This is a genomic window from Brevibacillus sp. NPDC003359 (assembly GCF_042878995.1).
In the GTDB taxonomy this organism is placed as follows: Bacteria; Bacillota; Bacilli; order Brevibacillales; family Brevibacillaceae; genus Brevibacillus.
The window spans coordinates 125,366-141,957 of the sequence record NZ_JBIAOR010000005.1; the positions used below are offsets into that span (position 1 = coordinate 125,366).

At 48.4% G+C, this 16,592-nt stretch carries 20 protein-coding genes; all 20 read right to left on the bottom strand.

Going from position 1 to position 16,592, the window contains the following annotated elements; all coding sequences use genetic code 11:
- Position 1: 1 nt before the first annotated feature.
- Entirely contained in the window at positions 2-415 is a 414-nt protein-coding gene (gene nuoI, locus ACFYU8_RS16290; protein ID WP_007722093.1) for an NADH-quinone oxidoreductase subunit NuoI, read from the bottom strand.
- Positions 416-549: 134 nt separating this feature from the next.
- Complete coding sequence (gene nuoH, locus ACFYU8_RS16295) at positions 550-1,560, bottom strand: NADH-quinone oxidoreductase subunit NuoH (RefSeq protein WP_390300755.1); 1,011 nt, start codon at positions 1,558-1,560, stop codon at positions 550-552.
- On the bottom strand, positions 1,557-2,705 hold the full coding sequence (locus ACFYU8_RS16300; RefSeq protein WP_390300757.1) for an NADH-quinone oxidoreductase subunit D: 1,149 nt from the start codon (positions 2,703-2,705) through the stop codon (positions 1,557-1,559). Before ACFYU8_RS16300 ends, nuoH begins: the two co-directional genes overlap by 4 nt.
- Positions 2,706-2,708: 3 nt before the next feature.
- Positions 2,709-4,025, bottom strand: coding sequence for an NADH-quinone oxidoreductase subunit C (locus tag ACFYU8_RS16305; RefSeq protein WP_390300759.1), 1,317 nt, complete (start codon positions 4,023-4,025; stop codon positions 2,709-2,711).
- Positions 4,022-4,540: a NuoB/complex I 20 kDa subunit family protein gene (locus ACFYU8_RS16310; protein WP_390300761.1), complete on the bottom strand. Its 519-nt coding sequence runs from the start codon at positions 4,538-4,540 to the stop codon at positions 4,022-4,024. Before ACFYU8_RS16310 ends, ACFYU8_RS16305 begins: the two co-directional genes overlap by 4 nt.
- Positions 4,531-4,902: an NADH-quinone oxidoreductase subunit A gene (locus tag ACFYU8_RS16315; protein WP_007725457.1), complete on the bottom strand. Its 372-nt coding sequence runs from the start codon at positions 4,900-4,902 to the stop codon at positions 4,531-4,533. Before ACFYU8_RS16315 ends, ACFYU8_RS16310 begins: the two co-directional genes overlap by 10 nt.
- Positions 4,903-5,205: 303 nt before the next feature.
- Positions 5,206-5,946, bottom strand: coding sequence for a DUF6042 family protein (locus ACFYU8_RS16320; protein ID WP_390300763.1), 741 nt, complete (start codon positions 5,944-5,946; stop codon positions 5,206-5,208).
- A 222-nt stretch (positions 5,947-6,168) separates the two neighbouring features.
- Positions 6,169-6,567 carry a F0F1 ATP synthase subunit epsilon gene (locus ACFYU8_RS16325; protein ID WP_017252349.1) on the bottom strand — a complete coding sequence of 133 codons (399 nt, stop codon included), beginning with the start codon at positions 6,565-6,567 and terminating at the stop codon, positions 6,169-6,171.
- A gap of 27 nt (positions 6,568-6,594) precedes the next feature.
- Positions 6,595-8,004, bottom strand: a complete 1,410-nt coding sequence (gene atpD / locus ACFYU8_RS16330) for a F0F1 ATP synthase subunit beta (RefSeq protein ID WP_007725462.1) — start codon at positions 8,002-8,004, stop codon at positions 6,595-6,597.
- A gap of 48 nt (positions 8,005-8,052) precedes the next feature.
- The gene (gene atpG, locus ACFYU8_RS16335) at positions 8,053-8,916 is read right to left on the bottom strand and encodes an ATP synthase F1 subunit gamma (protein ID WP_390300765.1); all 864 of its coding nucleotides are present in this window, start codon (positions 8,914-8,916) and stop codon (positions 8,053-8,055) included.
- 74 nt (positions 8,917-8,990) lie between these two features.
- On the bottom strand, positions 8,991-10,502 hold the full coding sequence (atpA, locus tag ACFYU8_RS16340; RefSeq protein WP_106839721.1) for a F0F1 ATP synthase subunit alpha: 1,512 nt from the start codon (positions 10,500-10,502) through the stop codon (positions 8,991-8,993).
- A gap of 43 nt (positions 10,503-10,545) precedes the next feature.
- Positions 10,546-11,073, bottom strand: coding sequence for a F0F1 ATP synthase subunit delta (locus tag ACFYU8_RS16345; protein ID WP_390300767.1), 528 nt, complete (start codon positions 11,071-11,073; stop codon positions 10,546-10,548).
- A complete protein-coding gene (gene atpF, locus ACFYU8_RS16350) occupies positions 11,070-11,573 on the bottom strand; it encodes a F0F1 ATP synthase subunit B (RefSeq protein WP_390300769.1) in 504 nt (167 codons plus the stop codon). Before atpF ends, ACFYU8_RS16345 begins: the two co-directional genes overlap by 4 nt.
- Before the next feature lie 174 nt (positions 11,574-11,747).
- Positions 11,748-11,978: a F0F1 ATP synthase subunit C gene (gene atpE, locus ACFYU8_RS16355; protein ID WP_017252354.1), complete on the bottom strand. Its 231-nt coding sequence runs from the start codon at positions 11,976-11,978 to the stop codon at positions 11,748-11,750.
- A 44-nt stretch (positions 11,979-12,022) separates the two neighbouring features.
- Entirely contained in the window at positions 12,023-12,817 is a 795-nt protein-coding gene (gene atpB, locus ACFYU8_RS16360; RefSeq protein ID WP_390300771.1) for a F0F1 ATP synthase subunit A, read from the bottom strand.
- Positions 12,818-12,929: 112 nt separating this feature from the next.
- On the bottom strand, positions 12,930-13,298 hold the full coding sequence (locus tag ACFYU8_RS16365) for an ATP synthase subunit I (RefSeq protein WP_390300773.1): 369 nt from the start codon (positions 13,296-13,298) through the stop codon (positions 12,930-12,932).
- Positions 13,299-13,311: 13 nt separating this feature from the next.
- On the bottom strand, positions 13,312-13,485 hold the full coding sequence (locus tag ACFYU8_RS16370; protein WP_390300775.1) for an AtpZ/AtpI family protein: 174 nt from the start codon (positions 13,483-13,485) through the stop codon (positions 13,312-13,314).
- Between the two features lie 165 nt (positions 13,486-13,650).
- Positions 13,651-14,841: an acetyl-CoA C-acetyltransferase gene (locus ACFYU8_RS16375; RefSeq protein WP_390300777.1), complete on the bottom strand. Its 1,191-nt coding sequence runs from the start codon at positions 14,839-14,841 to the stop codon at positions 13,651-13,653.
- Positions 14,842-14,989: 148 nt separating this feature from the next.
- A complete protein-coding gene (locus ACFYU8_RS16380; RefSeq protein ID WP_390300779.1) occupies positions 14,990-15,724 on the bottom strand; it encodes an ABC transporter substrate-binding protein in 735 nt (244 codons plus the stop codon).
- The gene (locus ACFYU8_RS16385; protein WP_390300781.1) at positions 15,696-16,592 is read right to left on the bottom strand and encodes a helix-turn-helix domain-containing protein; all 897 of its coding nucleotides are present in this window, start codon (positions 16,590-16,592) and stop codon (positions 15,696-15,698) included. The genes ACFYU8_RS16380 and ACFYU8_RS16385 overlap by 29 nt, the downstream gene beginning before the upstream one ends.

A 16,592-nucleotide genomic window follows, 5' to 3' on the forward strand; every position in this document is an offset into this window, starting at 1 on the left:
ACTAATTCTCCTCCCTGACGTTCGTATTGTTGTCGTCCAGCCATTTTAAGTTCTTGTATAATTCGTCCCGGCTATAGGCAGCCAGTTCGAAGTTGTTTGTCATTACAATCGCTTCTGTCGGACAAACCTCTGTACACAGATCGCATAAAATGCACAGCTCAAAATTGATATCGTACGTATCGATGATCTTTCCCTTTTTCTCCGGATCAGGATGGGGCTTCCCTGTCAGTTGAATACACTCTGTCGGACAAATGCGTGCGCATTGGTTACAGACGATGCATTTTTCAGGAGAAAAGTGCTGAATACCGCGAAAGCGAGGCGGCATTGGAAAGGGCACATCCGGATAGAAGTGGGTTACTTTTTTCTCCGTGAGCTTTTTAAATGTATACCCCAGGCCTTTGGCCAGTCCTAGCATGTGTGTCACCCCTCAGGATTTGAGAACTTGGCTGCACCACGTTTTTGATGAAGCAAGCTTTTGGCGAAATAAGCCTATGGTGAAGCCTGCGCTATGAAAACAATGGGACATAGTCGTTTTCGATCAAGTCGCTACTAGAACATGCCATTTTGGTAAGATACCACGACGGCTGTGAGCAGGATGTTGAACAATGCCACGGGTAACAGCACTTTCCAGGCAAACGACATCAGTTGATCGACACGTAAGCGCGGCATCGTGGCGCGAATCCAAAACTGGAGGAAGACGTAAAGAGAAAATTTAAGGATAAACCAGACGATTCCCGGAATGAAATCCAGCGATGGATGAATCGGCAACCATCCACCAAAAAAGAGAATCGTGATCAAGGCACCCATCCCGAACATGTACACATACTCCGCCAACATGAACATCGCAAAACGGAAACCGGAGTACTCGACGTGGTAACCGCCAACAAGCTCCGACTCTGCTTCTGGCAAGTCAAACGGTGTTCGATTCAGCTCAGCTTGGGCAGCAATGATAAATACAGCAAATCCGATAAACTGCGGAACAATATTCCAGACATCCCGCTGCGCCTCGACAATATCCTTGAGATTCATGCTGCCCGTCAATAGAACGATACCCACCACGGACATGACCAGCGGTACTTCATAGCTGATCATCTGCGCAGCGGAGCGGAGACCCCCGATCAGCGAGTACTTGTTATTCGAGGCCCAGCCAGCTGTGATCACGCCTAATACTGTGATCCCAGACAAGGCGATATAGTACAGCAGCCCTATTCCCAGATCAGCAAACTGAATGCTGTCTGAAAAAGGCATGACCGCCAATACGGCAAAAGCAGGGGCATAGGCCAATATTGGCGCTAAAGTGAACAACGCTTTGTCAGCGTGCTGCGGACGAACATCTTCCTTTAATAGCAGCTTGGCAACATCCGCAACCGTCTGGAGAAGTCCCAATGGTCCCACTCGATTCGGCCCGATGCGTAGCTGCATCCACCCAATCACTTTACGCTCAAAGTAAATGGCGTATGTAACGAATCCCAACACGACTGCAAGCAGTAAAACTGCCGCAATGATAAACCAAAGCGTGGTTCCCCATGAGGGTGCTTGCTCCAAAAGAGTACTCATCAACAGTCAACCTCCCCGAGGACGATGTCGATACTGCCCAGGATAGCAACCATGTTGGCGAGGTTTTCCCCCTGCAACAGCTTAGGCAGAATTTGTAGATTGGTAAACGAAGGCCGTCTAAACTTCAATCTCCACGGTTTATCCTTACCTTGACTGGCAATGTAACAGCCAATTTCTCCCCGCGGTGACTCGATGCGCACGTATGTCTCCCCAGCAGGCGGGCGAATCACACGTGGCACTTTCCCCATGACTTCGCCTTCACTCGGAAATTGCTCCAATGCCTGCTCCAGAATGCGCAGCGTTTGTTCAATTTCAGCCATACGCAGATGATAGCGCGCCATGCAATCTCCCTCAGTTGCAGTCGGCACATCAAATTCAAAACGATCGTAAATACAATACGGTTCGTCCTTGCGCAGGTCCCACTTGACACCTGTCGAGCGGAGCATGACACCTGATAGCGAGTAATCCAGTGCCGTTTTTGTATCGAACTTTCCAATCCCTCTGAGACGGCTGATAAAAATCTCATTCCCTGTCACCAGCTGGTGGTAGTTATTCAATTCTTTCTTCATGTATTGGACAAATTCTTTGGCTTTGTCGATCCAGCCTGGAGGTGCATCCCATTTCACTCCGCCTACGCGCATGTAGTTAAAGGTCATCCGCGCCCCGCATAGCTCGTTAAACAAATCCAGGATCGTCTCCCGATCTCGGAAAGCATACAGGAAAGGCCCCATTGCACCAATGTCCAAAAGGAACGTTCCCCACCAAACCAAATGGCTCGCCACCCGATTCAGTTCCATCGCGATCAATCGCAAAAACTGAGCTCGCTCTGGAATCTCCAATCCCATCATCGTTTCTACTGCGTGGCAGAGTACGTAGTTGTTGGTCATGGCGGACACGTAGTCCATACGGTCTGTATAGGGAATAATTTGTGTATAGGTCAAGTTTTCTGCCAGCTTCTCTGTACCTCGATGCAGGTAGCCCATCACCGGAATCGCTTCTTTAATGGTTTCCCCATCGATTTTTACTACCAAGCGAAATACCCCGTGTGTACTCGGATGCTGTGGACCTACGTTTAATAACATCTCTTCCGTACGAAGTCCTGTTTCAGAAGAGGTATCAACATGAGTCGTGAGGATGTTATGGTTCATCTGCTAAACCTCCTCGTCGTATTGCACATAATCTTTGCGCAGCGGATACCCTATCCAATCATCCGGCAACAGGATTCGACGTAAATCCTTATGTCCCGGGAAATGAATACCCAAAAGGTCAAAAGTCTCTCTTTCATTCCAATTTGCGCCATGCCAGAGGTCCATCACAGAAGCAACTTTTGAATCTTCTCTGCTCGTTTTGACCTTTACTGCCAAGCTTTGGCGATTTTTGTAGGAATAAAAGTGGTAGTATACCTCCAGGCGATCCTCGTAATCGACACCGTGAAGATCGGACAGGTACTCAAAGCTCAATTGCTCGTCATCTTTTAAAAATTGGGCAACCTGGTGCCAACGTTCGTTTTGAATGGTGAGTGTAGGCACTTCCTTTGCCAGCTCGTTAATATACGAAGCCTCGATGACTTCCTGTCCAAATGCTTCGGAAATTCGTGACACGTATTTATCAAGATAGGGCTGGTTTTTGGAAGGTGCTTTTGGTGCTTCCTCTGCCGGGGTCTCATCCCCAGTCGCCTGCGATGCTTTTGCCTTCGCTGCTGCTGCGGCGGCTGCTTTGGCTTTTGCTGCGGCAGCTGCCTTTGCTTTGGCATCGTCATCACCGGATTCATCGCCGCCTGCTTCCCGTGCGGCTTTTGCCTTTGCAGCGGCTGCTGCGGCAGCCTTGGCTTTTGCGGCAGCTGCGGCCTTCGCCTTGGCATCCGCATCCGTAGCTGAATCAGCTGTATCGGCACCATTTTCCGCGGCTTCTTTTGCTTCCTTCGCTGCTTTTGCCTTTGCTAGCGCTTCTGCGGCTGCCGCTTTCTTCGCTGCGGCTTTTTCCTCAGGCGTCATTTCGGATACAGGCTTTGTTGGTGGTGGAGCAGCTTCTGCCTGTTCCTTCGCCGCTTTTGCCTTTGCTAGTGCTTCGGCCGCTGCTGCTTTTTTGGCTGCAGCTTTTTCCTCTGGCGTCATTTCGGATACAGGTTTTGCTGGTGGAGCAACTTCTTCTGATTGTTGCTCGGCAACTGGAGTTTCCACTTCCGCAGCCTCTTTTGCTTCCTTCGCCGCTTTTGCCTTGGCAATTGCTTCAGCTGCAGCTGCTTTCTTCGCTGCGGCTTTTTCCTCAGGCGTCATTTCAGATACAGGTTTTGCTTCCGGAGCAGATACTTCCTCTTGTGTCTCTTGTGCTGCTTCCACTGGGCTCGCCTCTTGAGATGCCTGCGCTTCCTGTTCTCTTAATTTTCGCAAAGCTTCGGCCTTGGCACGGGCTTCAGCTGCTGCCGCTGCCTTTTCCTCCGGCGTCGGCTTGCGTTTCTCGTCGCTCATAGATTGGTCACCTGCTTCCCAGTCTTCGCTTCGTAACGGATTTTTTCTTGGAGCTTATTGATTCCGTAGATCAAAGCGGCAGGGTTCGGGGGACAACCCGGAATATATACGTCGACAGGCACAATCTGGTCTACACCTTTTACCACGCTGTACGAGCGCACGTACGGACCTCCTGCTGTCGCACAGGAGCCCATGGCAATCACCCACTTTGGTTCAGGCATTTGATCATACAGCCTGCGCAGTAGTGGTGCCATCTTTTTCGTGACGGTTCCGGCTACGATCATGACATCAGATTGTCTTGGGGATGCTCGAAAAATAACGCCAAACCGGTCGAGGTCATAACGCGCTCCACCCGTTCCCATCATTTCGATCGCGCAACAGGCCAAACCAAAGGTTAATGGCCACAACGAGTTGCTGCGAACCCATCCCTTCACTGTCTCCAATGACGTGAACATGACGTTCCGATTCAGTTCCTCTTGCAATTCAGGCGCAATGCTTGTCAGGTCTAGTTCCATTCCAGCACCTTCTTTCTCCACGCGTAAATCAATCCTACGATGAGCAAGGATATAAAGATGACCATCTCAACTAAGGCAAAAAGCCCCAGTTCTTTATAAGCGACGGCCCACGGATACAGAAAGAGTGTTTCTACATCAAAAATGACAAACATGAGGGCAAAGATGTAATACTTCACGTTGAAACGCACCCAACTGTCACCAACAGGAATGTTACCGCTTTCATAAGTAGTTTGCTTCTCCCGTGTCGGTTTCTTTGGACGAAGCAATGGACCAACAAAACTGACTGTAGCCACGGGCAACAACACACCTAGAATCAAAAAGATCGCGACAATCACATAATTGTTGGTATAGATGTCACTCACCCACGTTCCCTCCGCTCTTGAGAAAGGTATGAATCGTCTTGCGCTTTCCTCCAGAAGAAGTCGAGACTCCCTCAAAAGGGTACTGCTCGCAGCATCAAAGGTGTAGATATGAACGCTGTCGCTTATCGACACTGCTAGAAAAAAATACCTTTATCATTATAGCAAATTGCCAATAGGGTGTCTAACGAAAGCCTTCCTTTTGTGCCATATAAAGGGAAAAAACTCAGAGATTTCTCCCTGAGTTTTTCCAGCATAGTATGATGACCAAACGAATATGCCCGTCTGGCCCTCTTATTCTCTTAATTATTGAACGTTCTTAGAAAATTGCTGTCCGAGGAAATCCTCGTAAATGCGCTCCCATACAATCGTAAAGTTCATCTTCTCGTCTTCTGGGATCTCCAGCATATTTTCAATTGCCTCTTCCATATATGGAGTCAGCTTGATCAGAATCTCTGCCAGCATCTGGTCATTGGTGTTCAGCAATTGCTTTATTTCTGCTTTGGACATGCTAAACGTATTTTCTTCTTCCTCATGCAGCTTCATCACCAGGCGGCTAAACATCGGATGAACCAATGCTTCCAGTTTAACATGAGCCAAAGCAAGAGATTCTGCTTCACTCAACTTGAACAACTCAGATGCATCTGGGAATGGATAAACCGATACATCCCAAGCATCTCCATTATCAATTATCAGACCCCACTTCACGAAAAGCTCAATAGCCTCGTCAAGAGATGTCGGATATGCATAATCGGAACGGCTCATGAATGCTTTGAATCTGTTCAAGAGGTTCACGTAGCCTTTAAAATCATCTTCAGACTTAAAGCCTTCTTGAACAGGCTCGGTAAATGTGCCTTTCAATGCATCGAACTCGTCCAGAGCTTTTCTCATTTCTTCTTTTGTCTCATGCTTGGTTACTACATAGCACATTGCCTGGAACAAAACATTCATTTCATGAGATAGCACGCTTGTCCAGCCATTAGCCGCAAAGCTGCTAGGAATCACTATGCCATCTTGATTGTGGCGGATATCGCGAACGGTTTGCATCAATTACACTCTCCTTTAATCCCAATAGCCAATGCCGCTTTTTCCCGCTGTTTTTCATGCTAACGTAGCTCGTCGGCAGGGCATTAGGTCTATTATACACAGAAACATTAGGCAATTACCAACTGGAAATATCATGCCCGATTACCATGGCTCATCATTCATCGCCTGTTAACCGAAAAATCCCCGCAGCCACATGGGCGCGGGGATATCTAAGCTTACGCTTTACTTCGCTACGTCGAGACGTGCCATCGCACGTTGCAGCGCGCGTTCTGCACGCTTGACGTCGAGCTCGGCATATTTCTCAGCCAAACGCTTTTCAGCACGCTCTTTCGCTGCCTTCGCGCGTTCAACATCGATGTCTCCCGGCAATTCAGCCGTTTCAGCAAGGATGGTCACTTTATCGCCGCGAACTTCCATGAAGCCGCCGCTTACAGCCATCTTTACTTCTTTATCGCCTTCTGTCTTAATCCGAACTGGCGCTGTTTTCAGCGGGGTTACCAACGGCACGTGGTTCGGCATAATACCGATTTCCCCTTGCAAGCCGCGAGCAATCACCATTTCAGCCTGACCGCTGTAGACAACCCGTTCAGGAGTTACGACTTCAACTGTCATCTTACTCACTTACTCGTCTCCCCTTTCCAGGGTGTCTTACGCCATTTTCTTCGCTTTTTCTACCGCTTCTTCAATGGTACCTACGTACAGGAACGCGCCCTCTGGCAGGTGGTCATGCTTACCTTCGAGGATTTCCTTGAAGCTGCGAACGGTTTCTTTCAATGGCACGTATTGGCCTGGGTTACCAGTGAACTGCTCGGCAACGTGGAAGGACTGGGACAAGAAACGTTGAATGCGGCGTGCGCGTCCAACTACTTGCTTGTCGTCGTCGCTCAACTCGTCCATACCGAGAATCGCGATGATATCTTGCAGTTCTTTGTAACGTTGCAGGATTTTTTGAACGCTACGAGCCACATCATAGTGTTCTTGTCCTACTACATCAGGAGCCAGAGCACGGGAAGTGGATGCGAGTGGGTCTACCGCAGGGAAGATACCCAACTCAGCGATGGAACGCTCCAAGTTCGTTGTAGCGTCCAAGTGAGCAAACGTAGTAGCAGGAGCCGGGTCAGTGTAGTCATCCGCTGGTACGTAGATCGCTTGAATGGACGTTACGGAACCTTTTTTCGTGGAAGTAATACGCTCTTGCAGCTGACCCATTTCGGTAGCCAATGTTGGCTGGTAACCTACCGCAGATGGCATACGGCCCAAGAGAGCAGATACCTCAGAACCCGCTTGAGTAAAGCGGAAGATGTTATCAACAAAGAGTAGAACGTCGCGGCCTTCTTCATCACGGAAGTATTCCGCCATAGTCAGACCAGTCAACGCCACACGAAGACGTGCACCAGGCGGTTCGTTCATCTGACCGAATACCATCGCGGTTTTCGGCAGTACGCCTGCGTCTTTCATCTCGTGGTACAGGTCGTTACCTTCACGGGTACGCTCACCTACACCTGCGAATACGGAAATACCACCGTGCTCTTGCGCGATGTTGTTGATCAGCTCTTGAATAGTAACGGTTTTACCTACACCCGCACCACCAAACAGACCGATCTTACCACCCTTGATGTACGGAGCCAAGAGGTCAATAACTTTGATACCTGTTTCCAGGATCTCAACAGTCGTTGCTTGGTCTACGAACTCAGGAGCTTTACGGTGAATAGGGTCACGACGATCTACTTGACCAAGTTCTTGCAGGTCGATCGGCTCACCCAATACGTTAAATACGCGTCCAAGGGTTATTGCACCCACTGGAACGGAGATAGCTGCACCGGTATCAACTGCTTCCATGCCACGAACCAAACCGTCAGTGGAAGACATCGCAACGGTACGAACCAAGTTATCGCCCAAATGAGTAGCAACCTCAACAGTCAAATTGATGTCGCGCTCACCGGCGCTTTGTGCTTTATGTTGAATCTTGATCGCATTGTAAATGGCAGGCAGGTGTCCGCGGTCGAACTCGACGTCAACAACCGGACCCATTACCTGAACCACGCGTCCATTCGCCATCTTACTTCTTCCCTCCTGTAAAGCTAATTTGGGAGCTATTCGCTGCCACTAAGCCTGTGCGTTTGCACCTGCAACGATCTCGGAAATCTCTTGTGTAATGGCTGCCTGACGAGCACGGTTGTAGCTCAACGTTAAACGGTTGATCATATCCGTAGCATTGTCTGTCGCGCTGCCCATTGCCGTCATACGGGAACCTTCTTCGGAAGCTTTTGCTTCGAGGAGTGCACTGTAAACCAGTGTTTCCGCATATTTCGGCAACAGATCCGCCAATACTTCTTCCGAGGACGGCTCATACTCGTAATTCAATTCGCGCGCATTGTTGCTCTCGGGAGCTTCCAATGGCAGCAATTGTTTTACGGTAGGTATTTGCGAAATTGCACTTTGGAACTTGTTGTAGCACAGGTACAGTTCGTCAATCTGCTCGTTCTCGAACATTTGGACTGCTGCACCGGCAATTTTCTTGATATCAGCAAAGGCTGGGCTGGCTGGCAGACCTGTAACTTCCTCCAAAAGCGGGTAGTTCCGCTTGCTGAAGAAGTCACGACCTTTGCGGCCAATCACAAAAATACCATACTCATCCTTGGACTTATGCTTCTCGTTAATGGTAGTTACCACTTTACGGAGAATGTTGGCATTGTAACCCCCAGCAAGTCCACGGTCGGAAGTGATGACAATATAACCAGTCTTTTTCACCGGACGATTTTGCAACATTGGATGTTTGGAACCAGAGGTCCCACTCGCGATGCTTGCGATCACTTCTTGGATCTTGTCAGCATACGGGCGTGCCGCCTCAGCTTTATCCTGGTTACGGCGAAGCTTTGCAGCCGCCACCATTTTCATCGCTTTCGTGATTTGGCGCATATCTTTTTTACTTTTGATACTGCGTCGAATCTCACGTATTCCTTTAGCCACTCGTTTTCACCACCTTGAGGACGCATGCACGGGCAAATGGCCCGGCATGCATCTGATGTCTATCAGGTTAACGATTAGCGAGTTACCGAAAAGCCTTTTTTGAACTCTTCGATCGCTGCGTTGAATTCTTTTTCATCTGGAAGGTCTTTCGTTGTGCGGATGTGCTCCAACAGTTGCGGTTTGTTGGAATCCAAGAAAGACAACATCTCTTTCTCAAAGCGGCGCACTTCTGCTATTGGAATGTCATCCAGGAAACCTCTTGTAGCGCTATAGATAGAAGCAACTTGCTTCTCAACAGACATTGGATCGAACTGACCTTGTTTCATGATTTCCATCAAGCGCTCACCACGGGTCAGACGAGCTTGGGTCGCTTTGTCCAGATCGGAACCGAACTGAGCAAACGCAGCCAACTCACGGTATTGAGCCAACTCGAGCTTGAGTGGACCTGCTACCTTTTTCATCGCCTTGATTTGCGCGGAACCACCTACACGGGATACAGAAAGACCGGTGTTAACCGCTGGACGTTGACCTGCGTTGAACAAGTCTGTCTCCAGGAAGATCTGACCGTCCGTGATGGAGATCACGTTGGTTGGAATGTACGCGGAAATGTCACCCGCTTGGGTTTCGATGAATGGCAGAGCTGTAATGGAACCAGCACCCAACTCATCAGACAGTTTCGCAGCGCGCTCCAGCAAGCGGGAGTGCAAGTAGAATACGTCACCAGGATATGCTTCGCGACCTGGAGGACGGCGAAGCAAGAGGGACATTTCGCGGTATGCAGAAGCCTGTTTGGACAGGTCATCGTATACGCACAGAACGTGTCCGCCTTTGTACATGAAGTACTCAGCCATTGTTACACCAGTATAAGGAGCCAGGTACAACATTGGAGCTGGGTCAGACGCAGTTGCAGAAACGATGATGGTGTAATCTAGAGCACCTGCTTTACGCAGTGTTTCTACGATGTTTGCAACGGTGGATTGCTTTTGACCGATTGCAACGTAGATACAAATCATGTCTTTACCTTTTTGGTTGATGATCGTGTCGAGCGCCACTGCTGTTTTACCAGTTTGGCGGTCACCAATGATCAACTCACGCTGTCCACGACCAACTGGGATCATCGCGTCAATCGCTTTGATACCTGTTTGGAGTGGCTCGTGTACGGATTTACGCGCCATAACGCCAGGAGCTGGGCTCTCGATTGGGCGGAAACCGTCATTTGCGATAGGGCCTTGACCATCGATTGGTTGACCCAGTGGGTTTACAACGCGGCCGAGCAGTGCTTCCCCTACTGGAACTTCCATAACGCGGCCGGTACGTTTTACAGTGTCGCCTTCCTTAATGTCGCGGAAAGGTCCCATAATAACGACACCCACGTTATCTTCTTCCAAGTTGAGTACCATACCCATTACGCCATTTTGGAACTCGAGAAGCTCCCCTTGCATGGCCTTTTCCAAACCGTGAACACGAGCAATACCGTCACCTACTTGGATGACTGTGCCTACATCCACAACTTCGATTTCAGATTTAAAGTTAGCGATCCGCTCTTTAATGAGGGAGCTAATCTCTTCTGGTCTGATTGCACTCACTTAATTCACCCCATTCATCCAACTTCTTAAAAGCCATCGAACTTTACGCCTTTTGCGCAAAGGTTTCCAACTTCGTTTTCAGACTGCCATCGTACAGACGGTCGCCAATTTTGATAATAATGCCGCCGAGAATCGCTGGATCTACAACTGCTGTCATACGCAGCTTTTTGTTCAGCGTTTGACCGAACTTCTCAGCCAGCTCATTTTGCTCTTCAACAGAAAGCGGCTTTGCACTTGTCACAATTGCATCTGCGAATCCACGAGCTTCGTTCGCCAATTGTACAAAAGAACGGTAGATATCAACCAGGTCAACTTCGCGTCCGTTCTCAATCAGGACGTTCAGGAAATTGAAGGTCTCTTCCCCTACATGGCTTTTGAACAATTCGTCAGCGAGCTGGCTTTTCGCATCTGCTGCGATGTGCGGGTGCAACATGATCTTTTTCAGATCTTCATTGCCTTCTACCGCTTCCACGATCGCACCCAGGTCTCTCTCTACCTGATCAATCTTGCTACGCTCACTCGCTACTTCAAAGAGAGCGCGAGCATAACGTTTACCTACTGCGCTACTCATAGGCGATCTCCCACTTGTGCGAGAAATTTGTCAACAGTAGACTTTTGAGCTGCTTCGTCCAGTTCTTTCTCGATGATCTTGGAAGCCAAGAGCACGGAAAGACCTGTCATTTGCTCACGCAGTTCGAGTTTTGCTTTTTCTACTTCACGAGCCAGTTCAGCACTTGCATCTGCTTTCATGCGCTCAGTAGCTGCTTGTGCTTCAGCAACGATTTTGCTTGCTTCATCAGACGCTTGCTTTGCAGCACGGTCGATGATCGCTTTGGATTCAGCGCGAGCTTCATCCAAAAGACGGCGTTGTTCAGCCAAAAGCTTTTCGGATTCCTTGTGGTTGCGTTCCGCAGTAGCAAGCTCGTTCTCAACATGAGCACGGCGCTTTTCCAATACGCTCGCAATCGGTCCTGTTGCATATTTGGAAACAACGATCAACAGCAAAACGAAAATAATCACCTGGAGTAGTAATGTGCCCCATTCCAGGGATACGGCTCCAAACTCAACCATTTTTAGTTCACTCCTTCCTGACAAACGAAAGATTCTGCAATAAGTTCTTTGCGTACTTACCAGAATTATTACTAGAAGACTTCATTGCCAAGCTTTGGCCGAAGCCTGATTTTTCCCTACTAAAAGATAGGCGAAGGTGACCCTCCGCCTCTTAAATACTGTTCAACTGTTCGCTTAGCCCAGACGTCCCATCAAGATGAAACCTACAGCTACTGCGATAATTGGAATCGCCTCTACGAGACCCATACCGAGGAACATGATACCCATCAGGTTACCACGAGCTTCAGGTTGACGAGCAACACCTTCAATTGTTTTAGAGATTACGTTACTTGCACCAAAAGCACCACCAAGTGCTGCCAATCCGAAAATAAGACCCATAGCAATAGCTACACCCATAACTTCCATGTTAAAAATACCTCCCTAAATTGTTGTTAACAAAAAACTAGATTTTAGTGTTCATCATTCACAAGTTGTGAAATGTAAACCATAGAAAGAGTCAAGAAAATGAACGCCTGAATTGCACCTACGAAGACGGAGTAGCCGAGCCAAATAAACAATGGTGCCGCGGCCAAAACCCCTCCACTCAACAGGAAGGCAATCATGATCTCTTTTGCAAAGAGGTTACCGAACAAACGCAGAGGAAGCGTTAACGGTTTAATAATAAACTCCTCAAGAATGTGGATCGGATTGAGGAATACGTGCTTAAACCAACCACCTGGACTTTTCTTGATACCAAGGTAGTGGGAGTAAAGCAACACTACCAATGCCAAACCAAATGTTACGCTTGGTGTAGCAGTTGGAGACTTCCACCAGATTACATGAGCTCCTTTATCAGCCAGCTCGTGCTCAACGGTTTCGCGCTTCTTCGCTTCGGCTTCTGGCGTAGGAGCAATCGTCAGCATCTTCATAACACTTTCGCTGATTTCACCTTTGTGCACTGTGGTGACGTTGGCGATAACACCTAGCTGGTTCCCAATGAAGATGTAGAGAAACAACGTAATACCAAGCGTCATCATCATCATGACTTTCTTGTGATCCATGTATCCTGAAGTAACGTTCTTGACAAAGTCAAAAATCCACTCAACTGCATTTTGCTTAGCACCAGGTACTCCGGTTTCTAGCTTTCGTGTCATTACAAACAGGAAGATAAACACAAGCAGTGCGGTAAGAACCATCATGAGAATCGTAGCGATGTCAAATACCATGCCGCCTAACCCAAACCGTAACGTATAATGATGACCCATCTTTTCACCCCTTTCCATCGATAGATAGAGGTTGTCCGAAACTCTGTCTACACATTGCTATCGAACGCTCTCTGGTAAAATCACTTCATTAAAGATAATGCTGGTAACAAATCTATTTTGAATTGCGGAATACGAGTAGATAGCTGATCCCTTGGATCAAAAACACCCCAAGTAGAACCCCTGATAATGTGAAGATGTGAGGGAAAAGAAAGGTAGTATAGGCGGCTAGCCCGGCAATCATGAACCGAAGCATCGTGCCCGTTCCTTTTGGCCTGACATTAGGGTCATCTGCCATTTGCCCAACAACCCAGACCTTGCTTGCGAGAACGCTGGTATTTATGATTCCTGTCACTGTTCCAAGCAACAAACTCTGCAAGAAAACCTTGTGTTCAGGCAATACAACCATCAGTATCACAAACAATGCCATACACCACAAAGAATAGCGAAAAGTCTTTCGCATCGCCAAAGCAAACGCTTCCATCGTTCGTCACCCCCTACAAATATGGGCGAATGAGTCGATAGACAGTGTATACACCAACCGCAATCCCTGTAATCAAGCCAATGAGCAAGAACAAAGGATCAGTCGCTAGTAGGCGATCCGCGTATCTGCCGATCATAAAACCGGCAACCACACAAATGGCAAAGTCAAGACCAAGTACGCTGACCAAACCAATTGCTCGCCATGGATTGTCAAGTTTCGCCAGTTTATCCTTCTCCTTTCACATAAGGAGAGGGCACACAATTTCCAAATGCCCTCATCCATATTAACGAAGATTTATTCCCTTTGTCAACGCAAGCGTTTCTGTGTACACAAAGCGTTCACAATTTAAAAATTAAATTTTCTCGACAATTGTGGAGACCCCTTGTCCACCACCAATGCAAAGAGTCGCTAACCCATATTTTACCCCTTCGCGCTTTTGCAATTCATGCACGAGCGAGACCAAAATTCTCGCGCCACTCGCACCGATTGGATGTCCGAGCGCGATGGCTCCGCCGTTGACATTCAGCTTCTCGCGATTAAAGCCTAGTGCTTTGCCAACAGACAGTGATTGAACGGCAAACGCTTCGTTCGCTTCGATCAAATCGATGTCAGCAATCGACAGACCCGCTTTTTCCAGTACGCGTTTGGTCGCAGGAACAGGACCGTACCCCATGATGCTCGGATCGACACCTGCACTCGCATTGGCTACGATACGGGCGAGAGGTTTCACTCCCAGCTCTTCCGCCTTCTCGCGTGTCATAATCAAGAGAGCTGCTGCTCCATCGTTGATGCCGGATGCATTCCCTGCGGTCACGGTTCCATCCTTTTTAAATGCAGGCTTTAGCTTGCCCAGCGCTTCAGCTGTCACGCCAGCACGCGGGAATTCGTCCACGGCAAACAGCACCGGGTCACCCTTTCGCTGCGGGATCGGAACCGGCACGATTTCTTCTTGAAAACGACCACTAGTGAGCGCTTGCTGAGCCTTCTCCTGGCTCCACGCTGAAAATTCATCCTGCTCTTCGCGTCCGATTTCGTATTTGGTACAAAGATTCTCCGCTGTGATGCCCATGTGATAGTCGTTGAAAGCACACCACAGTCCGTCGCGAATCATGGAATCCACGACTTTTTGATCTCCCATGCGATACCCTGAGCGCGCACCTTCCATTAAATATGGTGCCTGACTCATATTTTCCATCCCACCAGCCAAGACAACTTCTGCCTCACCAGCAAGGATTGACTGAACAGCCAGATGAACGGCTTTGAGACCTGAACCACAAACCTTGTTGATTGTCAGGGAGGGAACTTCATGAGCAAGGCCCGCTTGAATAGAAGCCTGGCGCGCCGGGTTTTGACCCAAGCCTGCTGCCAGTACGTTCCCCATAATCACTTCATCGACCACATCCTTGGAAACACCTGCACGCTCTAGCGCTGCTTCCAGTACAATCCCGCCCAGCTTTGTCGCGCTGACACTTGCAAGTGTTCCTTGAAAGCTACCTATAGCAGTGCGTACAGCACTCGCAATGACGATTTCTCTTTGACTCATCTTCCACACACCCCTCGAATACACAGGATAGGCAACCTTCTTAAGATTCCATCTTTTCATGATAATTCCTGCCAGGAAATCGCTTTCTTTTCCAGTTCATGAAAAACCGTCACAGCTCTTGGGAGAAGAGGGTGACGGTCTGTATGATTTATAGCAGTGCTTCTGCAATTTCATCGACGATATTGTTGATGGCAATCGGGCCGTAGTAGGCGATCCACACGGTTGTGTTTACCTCGTACACCTTATTTTCCTTGGCGGCTTTTAGCCCTTTCCAAATGGAGCTGTTTTTGTACTCGTCCGTTAAAGCTTGATTCGCTTTGTCCGTTACGACAAATATGTGATCGGCATTTACCTCTGGCAACACTTCCAGAGAAATCATCGTCGCAGTATCTGATTTATCCATCGCTGGCTTGGGAGGAGTCAGTCCCAAATCGGTATATAAGATGGCGGCTGTACGGTGTTCAACGGTATGCAGTCGAATGGCATTATCACGCGGACGAATCAGTGCGACGGACTCACCCTTGAGCTTGGTTGCCAGTTCTGCTTTCAATTTGTTCGTTTTGTCCTGGTAGTCCGCTACGATTTGCTCCGCTTCTTTTTCTTTTTCGAGAATTTTCCCGAATGTAATCAGTGTCTCGCGCCAGTCTTCATTTCGATCAAGCATGATGGTTGGTGCGATTTTGTTCAAATTATCATAGATTTTATCTTGAAACTCCGTGCATATGATCAAGTCAGGCTCCATAGCAACTACCGCTTCTGAATTGGGCTCATCTTTTGTTCCGAGTACGTGAACATCTTTTAGCTTGTCCATGAGATACTCTGGAAACTTCGAACCGTCCCCCGTTGTAATGACACTACCAGCAGGCAGCTCGGCCCAAGGCAATCATTTGATCTGCGTACTGCGTATCCAGCACAGCGATTCTGACTGGTTTAAAATCAAGCGTCAACTCGCCTTTCATGTGCTTGTTTGTACGCGTCTCGCTTTTCTTCACTTCTTGATTCGCGCTAGATTGCGTAGTATTCGACTGCGTCGCCATCTGATTCGAAGCGCCTGTTGCTGTGTTACCCGAATTGCTAGTATTCGTACTGCCGCCTGAGCAGGCTCCCAGCAGCAAGGTAAGACTCAACATCAGATTCAGCGCCAGCATCGCTTTTGTACTCTTATACATCGGTACGGCTCCCCCATCTCTTGATCGCAAATGATTTTCATTTTCAATGTGATCATTATATTTCCACAGCTTTTGACCAGCAATGGAATATCGCGACAAGAGTAATGGACTTTGGCGACGAATTTCCGATGTCTGCGGATTTTCCTTATAAGCAGACGGTGAGAAGCCTGTATATTTTTTAAAAATACGACTGAAATAATAGCTGTCTGTATAACCTACTGATTCCGCTACCTCTTTTAGACCCAAATTCGTTTGACGCAGCAGTTCCTGCGCTTTTTGAATGCGCACCTGGATCAGATAGTCGATAGGGCCGACCGCCAACTGGGTTTTAAAGGTGCGTTGCAGGGACCGGGGGCTGCAGTTTAAGAGCGTCGCAAGATCATCGAGTGTGAAAGCCTCTGCGTAATGCTCCTCAATATACCGGACGGCCTGAACGACCAAATTCGGTACCGTTACGCCGATTCCTTGCGACTGCATCTGTGCCATTAGCTCACATACGAGTTGATAAAGCAGGGCCTTGGCCCGAAGCTTGTCCAGATTGCCGTTCTGATTCCATAACAAAATATGATCATCCACGTTCAT

Excerpts from the sequence above, each read along its gene's own strand:
- atpF (WP_390300769.1), bottom strand. The coding sequence starts at position 11,573 with ATGGTTGAGTTTGGAGCCGTATCCCTGGAATGGGGCACATTACTACTC.
- ACFYU8_RS16385 (WP_390300781.1), bottom strand. The coding sequence starts at position 16,592 with ATGAACGTGGATGATCATATTTTGTTATGGAATCAGAACGGCAATCTG.
- ACFYU8_RS16300 (WP_390300757.1), bottom strand. The coding sequence starts at position 2,705 with ATGAACCATAACATCCTCACGACTCATGTTGATACCTCTTCTGAAACA.
- atpE (WP_017252354.1), bottom strand. The coding sequence starts at position 11,978 with ATGGAAGTTATGGGTGTAGCTATTGCTATGGGTCTTATTTTCGGATTG.
- nuoI (WP_007722093.1), bottom strand. The coding sequence starts at position 415 with ATGCTAGGACTGGCCAAAGGCCTGGGGTATACATTTAAAAAGCTCACG.
- ACFYU8_RS16310 (WP_390300761.1), bottom strand. The coding sequence starts at position 4,540 with ATGGAACTAGACCTGACAAGCATTGCGCCTGAATTGCAAGAGGAACTG.
- atpB (WP_390300771.1), bottom strand. The coding sequence starts at position 12,817 with ATGGGTCATCATTATACGTTACGGTTTGGGTTAGGCGGCATGGTATTT.
- ACFYU8_RS16345 (WP_390300767.1), bottom strand. The coding sequence starts at position 11,073 with ATGAGTAGCGCAGTAGGTAAACGTTATGCTCGCGCTCTCTTTGAAGTA.
- ACFYU8_RS16320 (WP_390300763.1), bottom strand. The coding sequence starts at position 5,946 with ATGCAAACCGTTCGCGATATCCGCCACAATCAAGATGGCATAGTGATT.
- atpD (WP_007725462.1), bottom strand. The coding sequence starts at position 8,004 with ATGGCGAATGGACGCGTGGTTCAGGTAATGGGTCCGGTTGTTGACGTC.
- ACFYU8_RS16305 (WP_390300759.1), bottom strand. The coding sequence starts at position 4,025 with ATGAGCGACGAGAAACGCAAGCCGACGCCGGAGGAAAAGGCAGCGGCA.
- ACFYU8_RS16375 (WP_390300777.1), bottom strand. The coding sequence starts at position 14,841 with ATGAGTCAAAGAGAAATCGTCATTGCGAGTGCTGTACGCACTGCTATA.
- ACFYU8_RS16365 (WP_390300773.1), bottom strand. The coding sequence starts at position 13,298 with ATGGAAGCGTTTGCTTTGGCGATGCGAAAGACTTTTCGCTATTCTTTG.